The following is a 15,978-nucleotide window of genomic DNA, read 5'->3' on the forward strand; positions in this document are numbered from 1 at the left end:
TGCCATGCGTCGTCGGACAAGCGTGATCGCATCGGTGTATCGTCGAGGGACGTCGAGGACAGCATTCCATGAAAACGAATCCTGGAACGACCATGACACCCGACCTGGGTACGCTCTTGCGTTACTGGCGCAATGTGCGTGGCAAAAGTCAGCTTGACCTGTCCCTAGACACCGGCATCTCGCAAAGGCAGATCAGCTTCATCGAAAGCGGACGCAGCGTTCCCGGCCGCGACACCTTGATGGCTATCGCCGGGGCGCTCGACGTCCCTTTGCGCGAGCGCAACGCTTTGCTCCTGGCGGCGGGCTACGCGCCGATGTTTTCCGAAGGCGCCTGGGATTCCGTGGAAATGAGAAGCGTGACCGATGCCTTGACGCGGATTCTGCGGCAGCATGAACCCTATCCGGCGCTGGTCATGGACCGGTACTGGAACGTGCTGATGACCAACCAGGCCGCGCCGCTCTTCTTCGGCTGTTTCCTGGACATGGCCGCTCGGCAAGCGCCGCGCAACATGCTCCACCTGATGTTCGATCCCGAAGGTATGCGCCCGTTCGTCGCCAATTGGCCCGAGGTAGCACGCGGCCTGTTCGAGCGCGTCTATCGCGAATCCATCGGCCGCGTCGTCGATCAAAGGACCAGGGATCTGTTGACGGCGTTGCTCGACTATCCGGATGTGGAGAGCGAGTGGAAGAATCCGGTGGCGATCGGCTTCATGCCGGTCATCCCGCTCGGCTTCGTCAAGGACGGTCGCCGCTTGAATTATTTTTCGATGATCACAACTGTAGGCACCCCCCAAACCGTCGCCGCCCAGGAACTACGCATCGAGTGCATGTTCCCGGCCGACGAGGCGACCGAAATCCATCATGCCGCGATGATGGACGCGGCCTCGCACCGGCCAAAGCCATAGGCCTGCGCATCGCGGGGCGGATGGAATGGGGCCCTGCTCTCGCGGGCCCCATCGAGTTCACGCGACAGGCGCCGCCACGGCGGGTGCGGGTTTCGCCGTTTCCTTGCGCACGATCGGCGCCACCTTGGTGCCGTAAAGCTCGATCGCCTTCATGATCTTGGCGTGCGGCATGGTGCCGATCGCCATCTGCAGCAGGAAGCGGTCGTTGTTGAAAATCCTGTGCTGGGCGACGATCTTTTCCGCGACCTGCTCCGGATTGCCGACGAACAGGGCGCCGCTGGGACCACGCGACTGGTCGAAATGCGCCCGCGATGTCGGACCCCAGCCGCGCTCACGGCCGATACGGTTCATCACCTCGGCCTGCGGTCCGTAGAAATCGTCCGCCGCCTGCTCGGTCGTGTCGGCGATGAAGCCGTGTACGTTGATGCTGGTGGCCAATCCCGCCGGATCGCTGCCGGCCCGCTTGGCGGCCTCGTGGTAGAGGTCGAACAGCGGCGCGAAGCGCGCCGGTTCGCCGCCGATGATGGCGAGCGCCAGCGGCAGGCCGAGCGCGCCGGCGCGGGCGGCCGACTGCGGCGTTCCGCCAATGGCGATCCAGACCGGCAGCCGGGCCTGGAAGGGCCGGGGATAGACGCCGCGATCGTTGATCGGGGCGCGCAGATTGCCCGACCAGGTGACCTTCACCTGGTCGCGGATGGCAAGCAAAAGGTCGAGCTTTTCGGCGAACAGCTCGTCATAGTCTTCCAGATTATAGCCGAACAGCGGGAAGGATTCGATGAACGAACCGCGCCCCGCCATGATCTCGGCCCGGCCGCCCGACAACAGGTCGAGCGTGGAAAACTGCTGGAAGACGCGAACCGGATCGTCGGAGGACAGGACGGTGACCGCGCTGGTCAGCCTGATGCGTTTCGAGCGTTCCGCCGCCGCGGCCAGCGCCACGACGGGCGCCGAGGCGGCATAGTCGGGCCGGTGATGTTCGCCGAGGCCAAACACGTCGAGGCCGACCTGGTCGGCCAGTTCGACTTCCTCGATCAGGTTGCGCAACCGCTCGTGCGGGCCGATGGCGCCGGGACCCGGCGCAGGGCTTACATCGGCAAAAGTGTAGAGGCCGAGTTCCATTGATGTCATCCCGGTGTGTTGATTGTTGCGCTAGAGGTAGCGACGCGCCCGCCACGCCGCCAGAGGGCGGCTGGTGAACAGTGCATGTCGATTTCGGCGGCAAATGCGTCTCCCGGGTGCAACATCCCGGAATTTCATGGCTGGCATACCGTTTTGGCGCTTGAACTCCCGGTTTTCGCGCGTATGTAAGCGTCGCGAATAGACTTCAAGGAAGTGGACTTGGCTATCTACAGGGAAAAAGACATATTCGAACGGCGCAATGCCGCGAACGAGGCAAAGAAGGCGCTTCTGGAGCGCTTCAAGTCAAAGCCGGCAGCAGACGATCCCGCGGTGCTGGCGCGACAGGCCGAACGCAAGGCGATCCTTGCGGCCCGTGAAATCCGCGAGGCCGAAAAGGCCCGGCTGAAGCAGGAAAAGTTGGCACGCGAGGCGGCCGAGAAGGCCGAGCGCGAGGCCGCCGCCGAAGCGGCGCGCATCGCCGCCGAAGAGGCCGCCGCGGCGGAAGCGAAGATCCGGGAAGCAGAAGAGAACGACCGCATCTCCCGCTTGCTGGCCGACGAAGCCGAACGCAAGGCCAAGCGTGACGCACGCTATGCTGCGCGCAAGGCTCGCAACGGCAGGGCCCCGCCCGGTTTTACCGGCCGCTGAGCGCTTCGCTCGTTTCAAGATGATGAACCAGGGCTGCCTTGTTGTGGCCCTGCTTGCGTTTGTGCGCATGAACCGGACCGCCGGACATGCTTGCCGGGCGGGTCCGTTAGCCTGTTCGCGTCGGGTCGCCCCGAGAGCAATTGCAGGAAAAGTGAAACGGTTTTCCTGGGAGAAGCGCGTAGCGCTTCCCCTTGGGAATTGCGTCAAAACAAAGAGTTAGGCAGTTCGCCGTTTCCGTGAAACGGTGAACTAGGCCGCGAACTTCAGCCCCATGATGCCGCAGACGATGAGGGCGATGCAGGCAAGCCTGATCGCCGTGGCCGGCTCGCCCAACAGCCAGATACCGAGCAGCGCGGTGCCGACTGTGCCGATACCCGTCCACACCGCATAGGCGGTGCCGACGGGCAGCGTCTTCAGCGCCAGGCCGAGCAAGGTGAGGCTGACGATCATCGAAGCGACCGTAAGCACGGTCGGAACCAGCCTGCTGAAGCCATCGGTGTATTTGAGACCGATTGCCCAGCCTATTTCGAACAGGCCGGCAAAAAACAGAAGAATCCAGGACATCGGAGCGCTCCATCGAAACATCCAGGCCCGCGGCCTCGGATGCTCGTTCGACAAGGGCGGGTCGTCCCGACCGATTTTTCGGAAAGTGCGAGGTCGTCCCCGCGCCATCGATATAGGGCTCTCCGAACGCCCGATCAACACATGCCGGCGGCATTGCCCAATACCGCCGGTGAAATCCCGCCGCGCCGGATTGGCGAGACTTACTTTTCCTTGATCCGCATTGCCTTGACCGGCGGCGCCTTGAGGGCCGGAGCGGCGGCGGGCTTCTTGGCATCCTTCTTCGGCTTGCGGGCTTCCTTGCCTGCCTTCATCGCACCTTTAGCCATGATTCGTTCCTCCAGTTGCGGGACGCGAAGTGAAACAAGAGAAGCGTTTCTAGGCAAGGGGCTGTTTGGGTCCCGCCACCCTTGCCCGGCGCGTATCAACCGCTTTCCGGCCGTCCGGCCCCACCGTGGCCAGAACGGATCGGCGGGCGATGCGTTGAGGATGGATGTGGAGCTTGCGCGCGAGGGCGGCTAAGCTCTCCCGCAACATCGGCGACGACGAGGAAGCGATGGCAGGGCACGGCGGCTCCAGGACGGTCATCTATGCGGCGCTAGCCGGCAATCTCGCGATCGCGCTGACCAAGTTCGCCGCCGCTTTCTTCACCGGCAGTTCAGCAATGCTGTCGGAGGGCGTGCACTCGCTGGTCGACACCGGCAATGGCGGCCTGCTGCTTTACGGCATGCACCGCGCCGCGCGTCCGGCGGACCGCACGCATCCCCTCGGCCATGGCCGGGAACTCTATTTCTGGAGCTTCATCGTCGCCCTTCTCGTCTTCGCGCTGGGCGCGGGGGTGTCATTCTACGAGGGCATAGTCCACATCATGGCGCCCGAACCGGTCGCCAACGTCAAGGTCAACTACATCGTGCTCGGACTGTCCTTCCTGTTCGAGGGCAGCTCCTGGCTGGTGGCGCTGAAGGAATTTCGCCGGGAGAAGGGTGGGCAGGGCTGGCTGCAGGCGGTGCAATCGAGCAAGGATCCGAGCGTCTATACCGTCTTGTTCGAGGACAGTGCCGCGCTGCTCGGCCTGATCGTCGCCTTCGCCGGCATATTGGCGGCGGAGATTTTCGAGATGCCCGAGCTCGACGGCGCCGCCTCGATCGGCATCGCGCTCATACTGGGCGCCACGGCTATTTTCCTGGCGCGCGAAAGCAAGGGCCTGCTCATCGGTGAGCCGGCCTCCCCCGAGGTCCAGCAAAAGGTGCTCGCGATCGCCCAGCAGGATCCGGCGGTGCAGCGGGCGAACGGCGTGCTGACGGTCCATTTGGGGCCACGCGAGATCGTCGCCGGCCTGAGCATCGAATTCGAGGACCATCTGGCGGCGCCGGAGATCGAGGCCTGTGTCGAGCGCATCGAGGCGCGGCTGAAGAAGGAAATGCCCGAGATCACCCGGCTATTCGTCAAGCCGCAGACGTCAGGCACCTGGGAACAGCGGCGCAAGCTGATCGAATCGGCGTCCGGATAATTGAACATGGTCCGGAAATCGCCCCGCTATAGCGATCATGCCCTGGCCTAGTGCCGCGCCGTTGCCTCGCGGTCCCGCGCGGCTAAGATCAGCCGAGCGATGTTGGAGGAATGACGATGAAGATCGACGGCGGCTGTCATTGTGGTGCCATCACCTATGAGGCGGAGGTCGACCCGGAAAAGACCTCGATCTGCCACTGCACCGATTGCCAGCAACTGACCGGCACGGCGTTTCGCGTCACCGTCCCGGCGTCGCAGGATCACTACCGGATCACTAGGGGCTCTCCGAAAATCTATATCAAGACGGTGGCGAGTGGCGCCAAGCGTACCCAGGCCTTCTGCGCCGACTGCGGCTCGCATCTTTATGCGACATCGGTCGGCGACGGCCCGAAGGTCTATGGGATCAGGGTTGGATCCGCGCGGCAACGTCAGGATCTGGTTCCGAGACAGCAAAAGTGGCACCGTTCCGCGCTGCACTGGCTCCCGGAATTCGAGGGCATGACAACGGTGGAGGAACAGTAGCTCCGGCTACTTTCAGTCGTCGCCTTCCACGACCCTCAGCCTCAACTGCCCCGTTTTGGAATCGGCCACGCGCGTGCCGGCCTCTACCTTGGGGGCGGCGCCGCGCGGCGCGTCGGGCTCGACTTCCCCGAACTCCAGCGCCTCGATCTTCTGGCCGCGCTTGGTCACTTTCGAGGTCGAGACGAGGATGTCCTCGATGTCCTTGGCCGACTGGCCGAAATGGCCCTGCAATTTGCGCACCCGCTCGTCGACGCGCTGGACGTCTTCCATCAGCCTGATGACCTCGCCCTGGATCAGATGCGCCTGTTCGCGCATGCGGGCATCCTTGAGGATCGCCTGGATGACCTGGATCGACAGCATCAAGAGAGACGGTGAGACGATGACGACGCGGGCGCGGTGCGCCTTCTGAACGACGGCTTCGAAATTCTCGTGGATCTCGGCGAACACCGATTCCGACGGCACGAACATGAAGGCGGTGTCCTGCGTTTCGCCCTGGAGCAGGTATTTTTCCGAAATATCGCGGACATGGATCTCGATGTCGCGTCGGAAGGCCTGGGCCGCGACCTTCTGCAGATCGGCGCCGTCGGCGGCGCGGATGGCGTTCCAGGCTTCCAGCGGAAATTTGGCATCGATGGCCAGCGACGGCGCGCCGTTCGGCATCTTCACCAGGCAGTCCGGCCGGCTGCCGTTCGACAGCGTCGCCTGGAATTCGTAGGCGCCATGCGGCAGGCCGTCGGCGACGATCGCCTCCATGCGCGATTGGCCGAAGGCGCCGCGCGTCTGCTTGTTGGAGAGGATTGCCTGCAACTGCACGACCTGGCCGGCGAGCGACTGGATGTTGCCTTGTGCGGTGTCGATGACCGCCAGCCGCTCCTGCAGTCTCGCCAGGCTCTCATGGGTGGATTTGGTCTGCTCGGTCATGGTCTGACCGATACGGCCGGTCATGGCGTCGAGCCGCTGGCCGATCGACTGCGTCAGTTCGGCCTGGCGCGCGCCGAATACTTCGGCGATTGCGCCCATGCGGCCCTGCATCTCGGCCTGGCTCTGCAATATGCCGGCCATCCGCGCCTCGGCGTCGCGGGCGTGGTCGGCGGCTTCCGCGGCGGCGACCGCGCGCGCCTTGGCCGCGCGCCACAGTGCGATAACCAGCGCCACGAACAGGCCGAGAAACAAAAGGGCGCCGAAGGCCAAGGCGTGGCCGAGCGTGATCGTGGTGGCGCCAAGCCGGGCGACAGGCTCCGAAAGGATGGTGCTCAGATCATTCATGTGGACAGCATAGCCGATTCGGCTTGCTAGCACAGATCAAAACGTGAACGAGACGCACGTCCAACGGTTGACGCCTTTCTTTTGAGGTCTTAGTTGGAACGCCATGCCGATCAAGCCGCTCATCATTCTTCCCGACCCCATCCTGCGCCAGGTTTCCAAGCCGGTGGAGCGTGTCGACGCGCCCTTGCGCAAACTGGCCGACGACATGCTGGCGACGATGTATGACGCGCCCGGCATCGGGCTGGCGGCAATCCAGATCGGCGAGCCGTTGCGCATGCTGGTGATCGACCTCGCCAAGGAGGACGAAACGCCGGCGCCGCATGTCTTCATCAATCCCGAGATTCTCGACAGCGCCGACGCGCGTTCCGTCTACGAGGAAGGCTGTCTGTCGATTCCGGATTACTATGCCGAGGTCGAGCGCCCGGCTTCCGTGCGGGTCAAATATCTCGACCGCGACGGCGCGCTGCAGGAGATGGAGGCCGAGGGCCTGATGGCGACCTGTCTGCAGCACGAGATCGACCATCTTAACGGCGTGCTGTTCATCGACCACATCTCCAAGCTGAAGCGCGACATGGTGGTGAAGAAGTTCAAGAAGATCGCCAGGGACAAGGCGCCGGGCAAGCTGGCAGGATAGGGCAATGCCCCTGCGCGTCATCTTCATGGGCACGCCGGAGTTTTCGGTGGCGACGCTGCGCGCGATTGCCGAGGCCGGGCATGAGATCGCGGCCGTCTATACGCAACCGCCGCGCGCGGCCGGCCGGCGCGGGCTGGAATTGACGCCGTCGCCGGTTCAGCGCGAGGCGGAGCGGCTTGGCATCGAAGCGCGCACGCCGACATCGTTGAAGGGCGAGGCCGAGCAGGCTGCTTTTGCCGCCCTTGGCGCCGATGTCGCCGTGGTCGTCGCCTATGGTCTGCTGCTGCCCAAGGCGGTTCTGGACGCGCCCCGGCTTGGCTGCGTCAACGGTCATGCCTCGCTTTTGCCGCGCTGGCGCGGCGCCGCGCCCATCCAGCGCGCCATCATGTCCGGCGATACCGAGACCGGCATGATGGTGATGCGCATGGAGGAGGGCCTCGACACCGGCCCGGTGGGACTGGTTGAAAAATGCGCCATCGACCCCGATATGACAGCCGGCGATCTTCATGATCGGTTGATGAGCGTTGGCGCTGGCCTGATGGTCAAAGCGCTGACGGGGCTGGAAGACAACACCCTGACATTTTCCACGCAGGCCATGGAAGGGGTGACTTACGCCAGGAAAATCGATAAATCCGAGGCGCGCCTGGATTGGACACGGCCTTCTGTCGAGGTCCACAACCGCATTCGTGGCCTGTCGCCCTTTCCCGGCGCCTGGTCCGAGATAGAAATTGGCGGCCGCATGGAACGGCTGAAACTGCTTCGCTCGACGCTTCCGGATGGCCTGTCGCCTTCGGGAGACCAGGGCGAGTCGGGAGGAATTCTCGATGACCGGCTGACGGTCGCCTGCGGAAGCGGCGCGATCAGGCTGGTCGAAGTTCAACGTGCGGGCGGGAAGCCCGCTGCCGCGCAGGAGTTTCTGCGCGGAGCCAAGATCGAAAAAGGACTGAAATTCTCATGAGCATGATGTCGATACGCGCGGCGACGCCGCGGGACCGCGAGGCCATCCGCCTCGTCGAGGAACACGCTTTCGGCCAGCAGGCGGAAGCAGGCCTGGTCGATGCGTTAGTAACCGGTGGCGACGCCGTCGTAGAACTGGTGGCGGAAGAGGACGGCCAGCTGGTAGGCCACATCCTGTTTTCGCGGCTGTTCGTCCAGAGCGGCGGCAAGAGCTTTGCCGCCGTGGCGCTGGCGCCATTGGCGGTCGAGCCTTCCTTCCATGGCAGCGGCATCGGCGGCGCGTTGATCCGCGAAGGCCATATCCGGCTCAAGGAAGCCGGCGAGACGCTGGCCGTGGTGCTGGGCGATCCGGCCTACTACGGCCGTTTCGGCTACAGCCATGCCCGCGCCGAGAAGTTCGAGAGCCAATACCAGGGCGAAGCGCTGCAGGCGCTGGCCTGGGGTGATGCTCCCGAAGCCGGCAGGCTGGTCTATGCCTCCGCCTTTACCGCTCTGGCCGCGTAGAGCAGTCTACCGTTTCATGGAAACGGTGACCTGCTCTATCTCTTTGGTTCAACGCAATTCCGAACGAAAACCCGTTTCACGTTTTTCCTGGAATTGCTCGAGGCGAGAGCTATAGCCGCAAATGCCGCGTTTTCGCCTCGATATCGAATATGACGGCAGCCTGTTTGCCGGCTGGCAGCATCAGGCCGACCAGCCTTCGGTGCAGCAGGCGATCGAGCAGGCGGTCGAAAAATTCAGCGGCGAAGAGGTCCGCTTGCGCGCCGCCGGCCGCACCGATGCCGGTGTGCATGCGACCGCGCAGGTGGCGCATGTCGACCTCGCCAAGGAATGGTCCGGCGACAAGGTGCGCGATGCCATCAACGCCCATCTGCAGGCATCCGGCGCGCATGTCGCCGTTCTGAAGGCTGCGATCGTTCCCGACGAATTCGATGCCCGCTTCTCGGCCACCGGCAGGCATTATCTCTACCGCATCCTCAACCGGCGGGCGCCCTCGGCGCTGGACAAGGGCAAGGTGTGGTGGGTGCCGAAGCGGCTCGATGCCGGCGCCATGCATGAGGCGGCGAAGCTCCTGCTCGGCCGGCACGACTTCACCACCTTCCGCTCCACCCAGTGCCAGGCGAACAGCCCGGTCAGGACGCTGGAGCGGCTCGATGTGAACCGGGAGGGCGACATGATCGAGGTGAGAGCCTCGGCACGGTCCTTCCTGCACAATCAGGTGCGCTCCATGGTCGGCTCGCTGAAGCGCGTCGGTGACGGCGGCTGGACGTCAGCCGATCTCAAGGCGGCGCTCGAGGCGAAGGATCGCGCCGCCTGCGGCCAGGTGGCGCCGCCCGATGGGCTTTTCCTGACAGGCGTGGATTATCCCGGCCAGGGTGCTGTCTAACCCGGATAGAGCCTGGAAAGGCTCTGTGCCCCGACATCGTCCGGCACGGTGATGCCCAGCAGCATCTGCAGCCCGAACAGCACAAGCAGCGACGCGATGAACATGCCGACGAAAACGGCGGTGCCGACGGCCGCGCCCTTGCCGATCGTCACATTGGTCATGCGCCAGGTCAGCACCATGGACAGGCAAAACAGCAGCAGCGACACAAGGCTGGAAACCTGGCTTGTCGAGGACAGGAAGAGCCTGATCAGGGCCGAGGGCAGCATCAGCCAGGCGGTGATGGCCGAGGCCCAGTTGCTGGCGACGACATAGTGGACGAAGCGGCCGCCAATGCCGGCGCGCGGCGCCACCAGGGCGAGCGCGACCAGCGGCAGCACCCAGGAGCCGATATCGACCGTCGCCAGCCGCAATAGCATTGAGAAGCGGCCGGCGAAGGCGTCGGGATCGCCGATCTCGTTGGCGATACCGACCCAGCCGACGATCAGCGCCGGCGCCGCGACGATTATGGCGAAAAACGAATTCCAGAAACCGTCGGCCGACAGGTCGAGCAGGCGCAGGCCATCGGCCTTGCCGAGCATCAGCCGCCAGGCGCCGGTCAGCGAAGCTTGGGTTTCGTCCGCCGAAAGCATGCTGGTCAGCCCTGTCCGAACCAGTCTTCGATGAAGCGCTGGTAGATTCGCGTCAGCGTTTCCAGGTCGGCGATGGCGACGCGTTCGTCGACCATGTGCATGGTCTTGCCGACCAGGCCGAATTCGACCACCGGACAATAATCCTTGATGAAGCGCGCGTCCGATGTGCCGCCGGAGGTGGACAGCGCCGGCTTTTTGCCGACCACGGCACCGACCGAGCCGCTCAGCGTCTCGATCAGCCTGTCGTCGCGGGTCAGGAAGACATGGCTCGGCCGGTCGCGCCAGACCAGGTCATAGTCGATCGGCGTCTTCTTGCCCGGCCGGTATTTCTTGCGCCCGGCCGCCTGATCGAGGCGATTGTGGATTTCGCCCTGGACCGTCTCGGCCGTCCATGTGTCGTTGAAGCGGATGTTGAAGATCGCGGTCGCCTTGGCCGGGATGACGTTGGTGGCCGGATTGCCGACATCGATCGAGGTGACCTCCAGATTGGTCGGCTGGAAATCCTTCGTGCCCTTGTCGAAGACGGGATGCAGCAAGGCGTCCACCAGGCTCATCAGTCCGCGCACCGGATTGTCGGCGAGCTGTGGATAGGCGGCATGGCCCTGGCGGCCATTGACGGTGATGCTGCCCGACAGCGAGCCGCGCCGGCCGATCTTGATCATGTCGCCGAGCGTATCCGGATTGGTCGGCTCGCCGACGATCGAGGCGTCCCATTTCTCGCCCTTGGACGCGGCCCATTCGAGCAGCTTGACGGTGCCGTTGATGGCCGGACCTTCCTCGTCGCCGGTGATCAGCAGCGAAACCGAGCCCTTCGGCCCGCCCTTCTGCTCGACATGGCGTGCCACCGCCGCGATGAAACAGGCTATGCCGCCCTTCATGTCGACCGCGCCGCGGCCATACATCTCGCCATTGGCGATTTCGGCGGCGAAAGGCGGATGCGTCCAGGCCGCTTCGTCGCCGACCGGCACGACGTCGGTATGGCCCGCGAACATCAGATGCGGGCCGTTGCCGGAGCGCCTGGCATAGAGGTTCTGGATATCGGGCGTACCGTCCTCGGAGAAGACAGGCCGGTCCACCAGGAAACCAAGCGGTTTCAGCATCGCCTCCAGCGCGCTGAGCGCGCCGCCTTCGGCTGGCGTCACCGAGGCACAGCGGATGAGGGAGGCAAGGTTTGCGGCGGGATCGGTCGGCAGCGTCATGGCAAAAGCGATAGTCGAAAGCGAAACGCCTGTCACGGCCAGACGTAGGGGCCAGCGCTATGGCCTGACATACCGCCGACATTATGGTTTTCATGTCGTATAACAGAACTGGTGCGGAGCAAGAGATGGCTGACAAGGAAAAAAGGATCGTCATTGCCGGCGCCGGCAGCATTGGCTGTTATGCCGGCGGCTGCCTGGCGCTAGCCGGGCGGCAGGTTGCACTGCTGGCCCGGCCGCGCATCGAGGCAGCGTTGCGGCAGGGCGGGCTGCGCGTCAGCGACCTCGAAGGCCGTGATCGCCTCGTCAAGCCGGAACAACTCGCCGTCACCACCGATCCAGCCGTCGCCTTGCCCGGGGCCGATGTGATCCTGGTCACCGTCAAGAGCGGCGCGACGCAGGAGATGGCGGCACTCGTCAAGGCCCATGCCCGCCCGGATGCCGTGGTGGTGAGCCTGCAGAACGGCGTCGGCAATGCCGACAGGCTGCGCGCTATACTTGGCCAAAGAACGGTTTTGGCAGGCATGGTGCCGTTCAATGTCGTGCAGTCGGCCGACGGCGAACTGCCGCTCAACGTCCATCGCGCCAGCCACGGCAAGGTGATGATCGAAGAGGGCGGTCTTGCGGGCCTTCCCGACGTCGCCGGTTTTCTCAATGTCGAGGGGCTCGCCGTCGAAACGCATGGCGACATGAAGGCCGTTCTGTGGGGCAAGCTGCTGATGAACCTGAACAACGCGCTGGTGGCGCTGTCGGGTTTGCCGCTGGCCACCGAACTTGCCGACAGGCGCTGGCGGCTGGTCCTGGCCGGCCAGATCGACGAGGCCTTGCTGGCGATGAAGGCGTCCGCCATCGAGCCGGCGCGCATCGCCGGCCTGCGGCCGGCGCTGCTGCCGAAAGTGCTCAGGCTGCCCGACTGGCTGTTCAAGCTGCTGGCGCGCCGCATGTTGGCGATCGACCCCGAGGCGCGCTCGTCAATGTGGGATGATCTGCAGCGAGGCCGGCCGACGGAAATCGACGACCTGCAGGGCGCAGTCTTGCGGCTCGCCGAAAAAGCCGGCACGCCGGCGCCGACGATCCAGCGGATCAGCGCTTTGGTGCGTGCGGCGGAAGCCGAGCGGCTTGGCTCGCCGGGTCTGGTGCCGGAGAAGCTTCAAGCGCCGCCGGCCGGCCCTCGATCAGCGTGATCTTCTGCCAGATTTTCCGGGATAGATTGGAGCTCAGATTCTCGATGTCGTTGACGCCGTCGATGACGATATCGTCATTGACCGACTGGGCGAACAGGGCCGCGATCTTGCCGGTGATCGACAGCATCTCCGAACAATAGTCGAGATAGCGCGCCAGATCGGCGGCATTGGTGAGGCGGCGGGCGGGCGAATGCGCCGTTGGCTTGAAACTGGCCGACAGCGTCGCTGGATCCTTGGTCAACTGGTGCATGTCGATGACGTGGATCAGCGAGCGCAGGCCGTGCAGCTGACGAAAGACCTTCTTGCGCTTGATGCGCTCCTCGGTGCGGATCAGCGCCAGAAAGCCGAGCACCGCGAGGATGACGGTGTTGATCGAAGCCTCGATGCCTTGCACCGATTGCACCGCGTCGTCGCTTCCTGAAATACGGTCGAGCGGCAGGATGGTGCCGACAAACAGGAACACCAGCACACCGGCGATGAAGGCGGCGACGATCAGGCCGCGCAGCCACCAGATCGGCTCCTCCAGCGCCTTTGCCGCCTTGGCGAGGTCGCGCGACAGCGACACCAGTTCGGTCGCGACGCCGCGCAACCCTGCTTGCGGGAAGCGATCGGCAATGCGCCCTTCCAGACGTTCGGCGGTCTCGACGATCAGTTTCGGATCAAGCGTGCGGTAGCGCATGCCCGACAGGTCCTCAGGGTTGAGCCGGCTCGTTGGTGCGCCGGCCGTAACGGTTGGGTCCAGGCTGCCCTGGAAACAGGCACAAGACAAGGAAGGCGACGATCGAGACGACCGGCACGAACAGGATCAGCGCCGCAATGCCGGGCTTGTCGAGGTCGTGCAGGCGCTTGATCGCCAGCGCGATATTCGACCACAGCGAGGCGATGAAGGCGATGAAGAAGATGAACGACCACATATTGCTCTCGGGCGAGCCTTCCGGCACCAGCGTGAAGCGGTACAGCGGGAACGCCTGGATGATGGCGACGAGCAGGCCGCCAAGAAAATAGGCCGCGCGGCTGACGCGGCCCGATGTCTTGAAGAAAAGCCAGATGAGATCCGATCTGTCAGGCAAGCGGGTCCGGTCCGTATTGATTGGCACCTTTGGTGCCTTCGAGAATTCCTAGCTCGACGAGCAGCCAGATGGCACCGATGAAGGGCACGAGAGCGATCAGCGTCCACCAGCCCGACTTGCCGCGATCATGCCAGCGTTTGGCGTAGACGCCGAAGATCGAATAGAGCATGGCGAGCGTGTATACCACATAGATAAAACCATAGGGCATGCTGTTGAATGTCGTGCCGAGGATATTGTCGAGGATCATCGCGACAATCGCGCCGACGAAAATGACGCCCACACAAGCCCAGAACTTCGCGCGGTTGATGCGACCCTCGTAGCTGGTCAGCAGATATTTCCAGTCCATGTCACCCCTCCGTCATGTCAGGCGCGACCCATTGCCGCGCCGGCGGAAGGTGCTCCTGCTTTTCGAAAAGATCAATCGCGCAGCAATTCGTTGATCGAGGTCTTGGACCGGGTCTTGGCGTCGACGCGCTTGACGATCACGGCGCAATAGAGGCCGGGGCCGGGCTCGTTGTTTGGAAAAGCCTTGCCCGGCATCGAGCCGGCGACGACGACGGAATTGGGCGGTACCTCGCCATAGAAGACCTCGCCGGTAGCTCGATCGACAATCTTGGTCGACTGGCCGATGAAGACGCCCATGCCGAGCACCGAACCCTCGCGCACGATGCAGCCTTCGACCACTTCGGAACGCGCGCCGATGAAGCAATTGTCCTCGATGATGGTCGGGCCGGCCTGCATCGGCTCCAGCACGCCGCCAATGCCGACGCCGCCGGAAAGGTGGACGTTTTTGCCGATCTGGGCGCAGGAGCCGACCGAGGCCCAGGTGTCGACCATGGTGCCGGAATCGACATAGGCGCCGACATTGACGAAGGACGGCATCAGGACGGCACCCGGCGCGACATAGGCGGAACGGCGCACGATCGACGACGGGACGGCGCGGAAGCCCGCCTTCTCGAAATCGACGGCGCTCCAGCCATCGAACTTCGACGCCACCTTGTCCCACCACACGGCCTCGCCCGGACCACCCTTGATGATTTCCATCGGGTTGAGCCGGAAGGAGAGCAGCACCGCCTTCTTCAGCCACTGATTGACATGCCATTTGCCGTCGGCCTGCCGCTCGGCGACGCGGGCGGCCCCACGGTCGAGCAGGTCGAGCGCCGACTGGATGGCGTCGCGCACCTCGCCGCGGGTCGCGGTCGAAATGGCGTCACGTTCCTCGAAGGCCTTGTCGATGGTCTTTTCGAGGCTCGCCAGATCGGGCTTCGACATGAATTTGCTCCATTACCAAGCTGTTAAGGGCTGCGCCTTAACCTGTTTAAGAGTCGCGCGGACGCCTGGCAGGCTTTGCCTGCCCGGGTCTTTGCATGTAGCAGGTTCTTGTCGCAAAACCGCCGCACACTTTTGCGGAACCTGCTTATGTTAAGGCTCAATGGGGGTCAATCGCGCCTGCGTCATGGGACGGCGCAAGTAAGGGAATTTGGACGGGTGGACTCGATGACTCCTATGGAAAAGGCGGGATGGACGCCGCTACCGCATTCGGACGAGGATCTGGAGCGGTCGAAGAGCGTGCCGGACACGCCGCAGACACGGGCCGAGACCTACCGGCTGGCCTGGAACGATCCCGACTTCATGACGCGGCGCGAACTGCGCGCGGTGCGGCTGCAGCTCGAACTCCTGAAGCCGGAAATGATCCTGGCCGAGCGCGGTATCCGCTCGACGGTGATCCTGTTCGGCGGCGCGCGCCTGCCCGAGCCCGGCGGCGAGGCATGGGCGGCCAAGAACGAGACGCAGAAGAAGAACCTCGAGGAAAACAGCAAATATTACGAGGAGGCGCGCAAATTCGCCCGCCTTTGCTCGCAGCAGTCCGCCGCTTCCTATTATCGCGAATATGTCGTGGTGACCGGTGGCGGGCCTGGCGTGATGGAAGCGGGAAACCGCGGCGCCGACGATGTCGGCGCGCCGTCGATCGGTCTCAACATCGTGCTGCCGCACGAGCAGGCGCCGAACCCCTATGTGACGCCGGAACTCTGCTTCAACTTCCACTATTTCGCCATTCGCAAGATGCACTTCGTCATGCGCGCCAAGGCGGTCGCGGTGTTTCCCGGCGGCTTCGGCACCATGGACGAGTTCTTCGAGACACTGACCTTGATCCAGACCGGGCGCATGGAGCGCGTGCCGGTGATCCTGTTCGGCAAGTCGTTCTGGAAACGGGCGATCGATCTCGACTTCCTCGCCGAGCAGGGCACGATCAGCCCCGGTGATCAGGACATTATCGACTTCGTCGACACGGCGGATGAGGCCTGGGGGATCATCAGCAGGTTTTACAAATTAGGGGAGTAGGACGGAGAACTGAGGAACTGGGGAATTGAAGAATTGAGGAAAAGAGGA

At 63.9% G+C, this 15,978-nt stretch carries 20 protein-coding genes; 10 read left to right on the forward strand and 10 right to left on the reverse strand.

All coding sequences use genetic code 11. The annotated features are described in order from the left end of the window. Positions 1-68: 68 nt before the first annotated feature. Positions 69-905, forward strand: coding sequence for a helix-turn-helix transcriptional regulator (locus FJ967_RS07150; RefSeq protein ID WP_246675206.1), 837 nt, complete (start codon positions 69-71; stop codon positions 903-905). Positions 906-962: 57 nt separating this feature from the next. Here the strand turns inward: FJ967_RS07150 and FJ967_RS07155 are convergent, their stop codons facing one another. After that, positions 963-2,024 (reverse strand): LLM class flavin-dependent oxidoreductase, encoded by a 1,062-nt coding sequence (locus FJ967_RS07155; RefSeq protein ID WP_140731006.1) that lies wholly within the window; start codon positions 2,022-2,024, stop codon positions 963-965. Positions 2,025-2,243: 219 nt separating this feature from the next. On the opposite strand from FJ967_RS07155, the gene FJ967_RS07160 reads away from it, so the two are divergent. Beyond that, a complete protein-coding gene (locus FJ967_RS07160; RefSeq protein ID WP_140731007.1) occupies positions 2,244-2,672 on the forward strand; it encodes a DUF6481 family protein in 429 nt (142 codons plus the stop codon). A 249-nt stretch (positions 2,673-2,921) separates the two neighbouring features. Here FJ967_RS07160 and sugE read toward each other — a convergent pair whose 3' ends face one another. Next, positions 2,922-3,236 (reverse strand): quaternary ammonium compound efflux SMR transporter SugE, encoded by a 315-nt coding sequence (gene sugE, locus FJ967_RS07165; protein ID WP_140731008.1) that lies wholly within the window; start codon positions 3,234-3,236, stop codon positions 2,922-2,924. 200 nt (positions 3,237-3,436) lie between these two features. Next, positions 3,437-3,562 (reverse strand): hypothetical protein, encoded by a 126-nt coding sequence (locus FJ967_RS33930; RefSeq protein ID WP_081294138.1) that lies wholly within the window; start codon positions 3,560-3,562, stop codon positions 3,437-3,439. A 227-nt stretch (positions 3,563-3,789) separates the two neighbouring features. On the opposite strand from FJ967_RS33930, the gene FJ967_RS07175 reads away from it, so the two are divergent. Together FJ967_RS07175 and FJ967_RS07180 are read left to right on the forward strand one after the other, a co-directional pair. Continuing rightward, on the forward strand, positions 3,790-4,743 hold the full coding sequence (locus FJ967_RS07175; RefSeq protein WP_140731153.1) for a cation diffusion facilitator family transporter: 954 nt from the start codon (positions 3,790-3,792) through the stop codon (positions 4,741-4,743). Between the two features lie 116 nt (positions 4,744-4,859). Beyond that, on the forward strand, positions 4,860-5,264 hold the full coding sequence (locus FJ967_RS07180; protein ID WP_140731009.1) for a GFA family protein: 405 nt from the start codon (positions 4,860-4,862) through the stop codon (positions 5,262-5,264). A gap of 12 nt (positions 5,265-5,276) precedes the next feature. Here the strand turns inward: FJ967_RS07180 and FJ967_RS07185 are convergent, their stop codons facing one another. After that, positions 5,277-6,530: a DNA recombination protein RmuC gene (locus FJ967_RS07185; RefSeq protein WP_140731010.1), complete on the reverse strand. Its 1,254-nt coding sequence runs from the start codon at positions 6,528-6,530 to the stop codon at positions 5,277-5,279. A gap of 103 nt (positions 6,531-6,633) precedes the next feature. On the opposite strand from FJ967_RS07185, the gene def reads away from it, so the two are divergent. The 4 genes from def to truA all read left to right on the forward strand — a co-directional run bounded on the left by def (position 6,634) and on the right by truA (position 9,508). Next, positions 6,634-7,164, forward strand: a complete 531-nt coding sequence (def, locus tag FJ967_RS07190) for a peptide deformylase (RefSeq protein ID WP_140731011.1) — start codon at positions 6,634-6,636, stop codon at positions 7,162-7,164. 10 nt (positions 7,165-7,174) lie between these two features. Further along, on the forward strand, positions 7,175-8,122 hold the full coding sequence (gene fmt, locus FJ967_RS07195; RefSeq protein WP_181175703.1) for a methionyl-tRNA formyltransferase: 948 nt from the start codon (positions 7,175-7,177) through the stop codon (positions 8,120-8,122). Then, a complete protein-coding gene (locus FJ967_RS07200; protein ID WP_140731013.1) occupies positions 8,119-8,625 on the forward strand; it encodes an N-acetyltransferase in 507 nt (168 codons plus the stop codon). Before fmt ends, FJ967_RS07200 begins: the two co-directional genes overlap by 4 nt. 121 nt (positions 8,626-8,746) lie before the next feature. Next, positions 8,747-9,508, forward strand: a complete 762-nt coding sequence (truA, locus tag FJ967_RS07205) for a tRNA pseudouridine(38-40) synthase TruA (RefSeq protein WP_140731014.1) — start codon at positions 8,747-8,749, stop codon at positions 9,506-9,508. Here truA and FJ967_RS07210 read toward each other — a convergent pair. Continuing rightward, complete coding sequence (locus FJ967_RS07210) at positions 9,505-10,137, reverse strand: transporter (RefSeq protein WP_140731015.1); 633 nt, start codon at positions 10,135-10,137, stop codon at positions 9,505-9,507. The genes truA and FJ967_RS07210 overlap by 4 nt on opposite strands. Positions 10,138-10,142: 5 nt before the next feature. Next, positions 10,143-11,336 (reverse strand): succinyl-diaminopimelate desuccinylase, encoded by a 1,194-nt coding sequence (gene dapE, locus FJ967_RS07215; protein WP_140731016.1) that lies wholly within the window; start codon positions 11,334-11,336, stop codon positions 10,143-10,145. A 125-nt stretch (positions 11,337-11,461) separates the two neighbouring features. Here dapE and FJ967_RS07220 point away from each other — a divergent pair, with 125 nt between their 5' ends. Continuing rightward, on the forward strand, positions 11,462-12,517 hold the full coding sequence (locus FJ967_RS07220; protein WP_140731017.1) for a 2-dehydropantoate 2-reductase: 1,056 nt from the start codon (positions 11,462-11,464) through the stop codon (positions 12,515-12,517). Here FJ967_RS07220 and FJ967_RS07225 read toward each other — a convergent pair. The 4 genes from FJ967_RS07225 to dapD all read right to left on the reverse strand — a co-directional run bounded on the left by FJ967_RS07225 (position 12,417) and on the right by dapD (position 14,859). Continuing rightward, on the reverse strand, positions 12,417-13,196 hold the full coding sequence (locus FJ967_RS07225; protein ID WP_140731018.1) for a hypothetical protein: 780 nt from the start codon (positions 13,194-13,196) through the stop codon (positions 12,417-12,419). The two genes, FJ967_RS07220 and FJ967_RS07225, sit on opposite strands and share 101 nt — an antisense overlap. Positions 13,197-13,209: 13 nt before the next feature. Next, positions 13,210-13,587, reverse strand: a complete 378-nt coding sequence (locus FJ967_RS07230) for a DUF805 domain-containing protein (RefSeq protein ID WP_181175694.1) — start codon at positions 13,585-13,587, stop codon at positions 13,210-13,212. Next, positions 13,580-13,933 (reverse strand): DUF805 domain-containing protein, encoded by a 354-nt coding sequence (locus FJ967_RS07235; RefSeq protein WP_140731019.1) that lies wholly within the window; start codon positions 13,931-13,933, stop codon positions 13,580-13,582. The genes FJ967_RS07230 and FJ967_RS07235 overlap by 8 nt, the downstream gene beginning before the upstream one ends. 71 nt (positions 13,934-14,004) lie before the next feature. After that, positions 14,005-14,859: a 2,3,4,5-tetrahydropyridine-2,6-dicarboxylate N-succinyltransferase gene (dapD, locus tag FJ967_RS07240; RefSeq protein ID WP_140731020.1), complete on the reverse strand. Its 855-nt coding sequence runs from the start codon at positions 14,857-14,859 to the stop codon at positions 14,005-14,007. A gap of 225 nt (positions 14,860-15,084) precedes the next feature. Between dapD and FJ967_RS07245 the strand changes: the two genes are divergently transcribed. After that, the gene (locus FJ967_RS07245) at positions 15,085-15,930 is read left to right on the forward strand and encodes an LOG family protein (RefSeq protein WP_081294967.1); all 846 of its coding nucleotides are present in this window, start codon (positions 15,085-15,087) and stop codon (positions 15,928-15,930) included. Positions 15,931-15,978 lie beyond the last annotated feature (48 nt).

The sequence above is a fragment of the Mesorhizobium sp. B2-3-4 genome, from assembly GCF_006442315.1.
GTDB lineage: Bacteria > Pseudomonadota > Alphaproteobacteria > Rhizobiales > Rhizobiaceae > Mesorhizobium.

Coding starts and splice junctions, on each gene's coding strand:
- FJ967_RS07150 (WP_246675206.1), top strand. CDS start 69: ATGAAAACGAATCCTGGAACGACCATGACACCCGACCTGGGTACGCTC.
- FJ967_RS07155 (WP_140731006.1), bottom strand. CDS start 2,024: ATGGAACTCGGCCTCTACACTTTTGCCGATGTAAGCCCTGCGCCGGGT.
- sugE (WP_140731008.1), bottom strand. CDS start 3,236: ATGTCCTGGATTCTTCTGTTTTTTGCCGGCCTGTTCGAAATAGGCTGG.
- FJ967_RS33930 (WP_081294138.1), bottom strand. CDS start 3,562: ATGGCTAAAGGTGCGATGAAGGCAGGCAAGGAAGCCCGCAAGCCGAAG.
- FJ967_RS07175 (WP_140731153.1), top strand. CDS start 3,790: ATGGCAGGGCACGGCGGCTCCAGGACGGTCATCTATGCGGCGCTAGCC.
- FJ967_RS07180 (WP_140731009.1), top strand. CDS start 4,860: ATGAAGATCGACGGCGGCTGTCATTGTGGTGCCATCACCTATGAGGCG.
- FJ967_RS07185 (WP_140731010.1), bottom strand. CDS start 6,530: ATGAATGATCTGAGCACCATCCTTTCGGAGCCTGTCGCCCGGCTTGGC.
- def (WP_140731011.1), top strand. CDS start 6,634: ATGCCGATCAAGCCGCTCATCATTCTTCCCGACCCCATCCTGCGCCAG.
- FJ967_RS07200 (WP_140731013.1), top strand. CDS start 8,119: ATGAGCATGATGTCGATACGCGCGGCGACGCCGCGGGACCGCGAGGCC.
- truA (WP_140731014.1), top strand. CDS start 8,747: ATGCCGCGTTTTCGCCTCGATATCGAATATGACGGCAGCCTGTTTGCC.
- FJ967_RS07210 (WP_140731015.1), bottom strand. CDS start 10,137: ATGCTTTCGGCGGACGAAACCCAAGCTTCGCTGACCGGCGCCTGGCGG.
- dapE (WP_140731016.1), bottom strand. CDS start 11,336: ATGACGCTGCCGACCGATCCCGCCGCAAACCTTGCCTCCCTCATCCGC.
- FJ967_RS07220 (WP_140731017.1), top strand. CDS start 11,462: ATGGCTGACAAGGAAAAAAGGATCGTCATTGCCGGCGCCGGCAGCATT.
- FJ967_RS07225 (WP_140731018.1), bottom strand. CDS start 13,196: ATGCGCTACCGCACGCTTGATCCGAAACTGATCGTCGAGACCGCCGAA.
- FJ967_RS07235 (WP_140731019.1), bottom strand. CDS start 13,933: ATGGACTGGAAATATCTGCTGACCAGCTACGAGGGTCGCATCAACCGC.
- dapD (WP_140731020.1), bottom strand. CDS start 14,859: ATGTCGAAGCCCGATCTGGCGAGCCTCGAAAAGACCATCGACAAGGCC.
- FJ967_RS07245 (WP_081294967.1), top strand. CDS start 15,085: ATGACTCCTATGGAAAAGGCGGGATGGACGCCGCTACCGCATTCGGAC.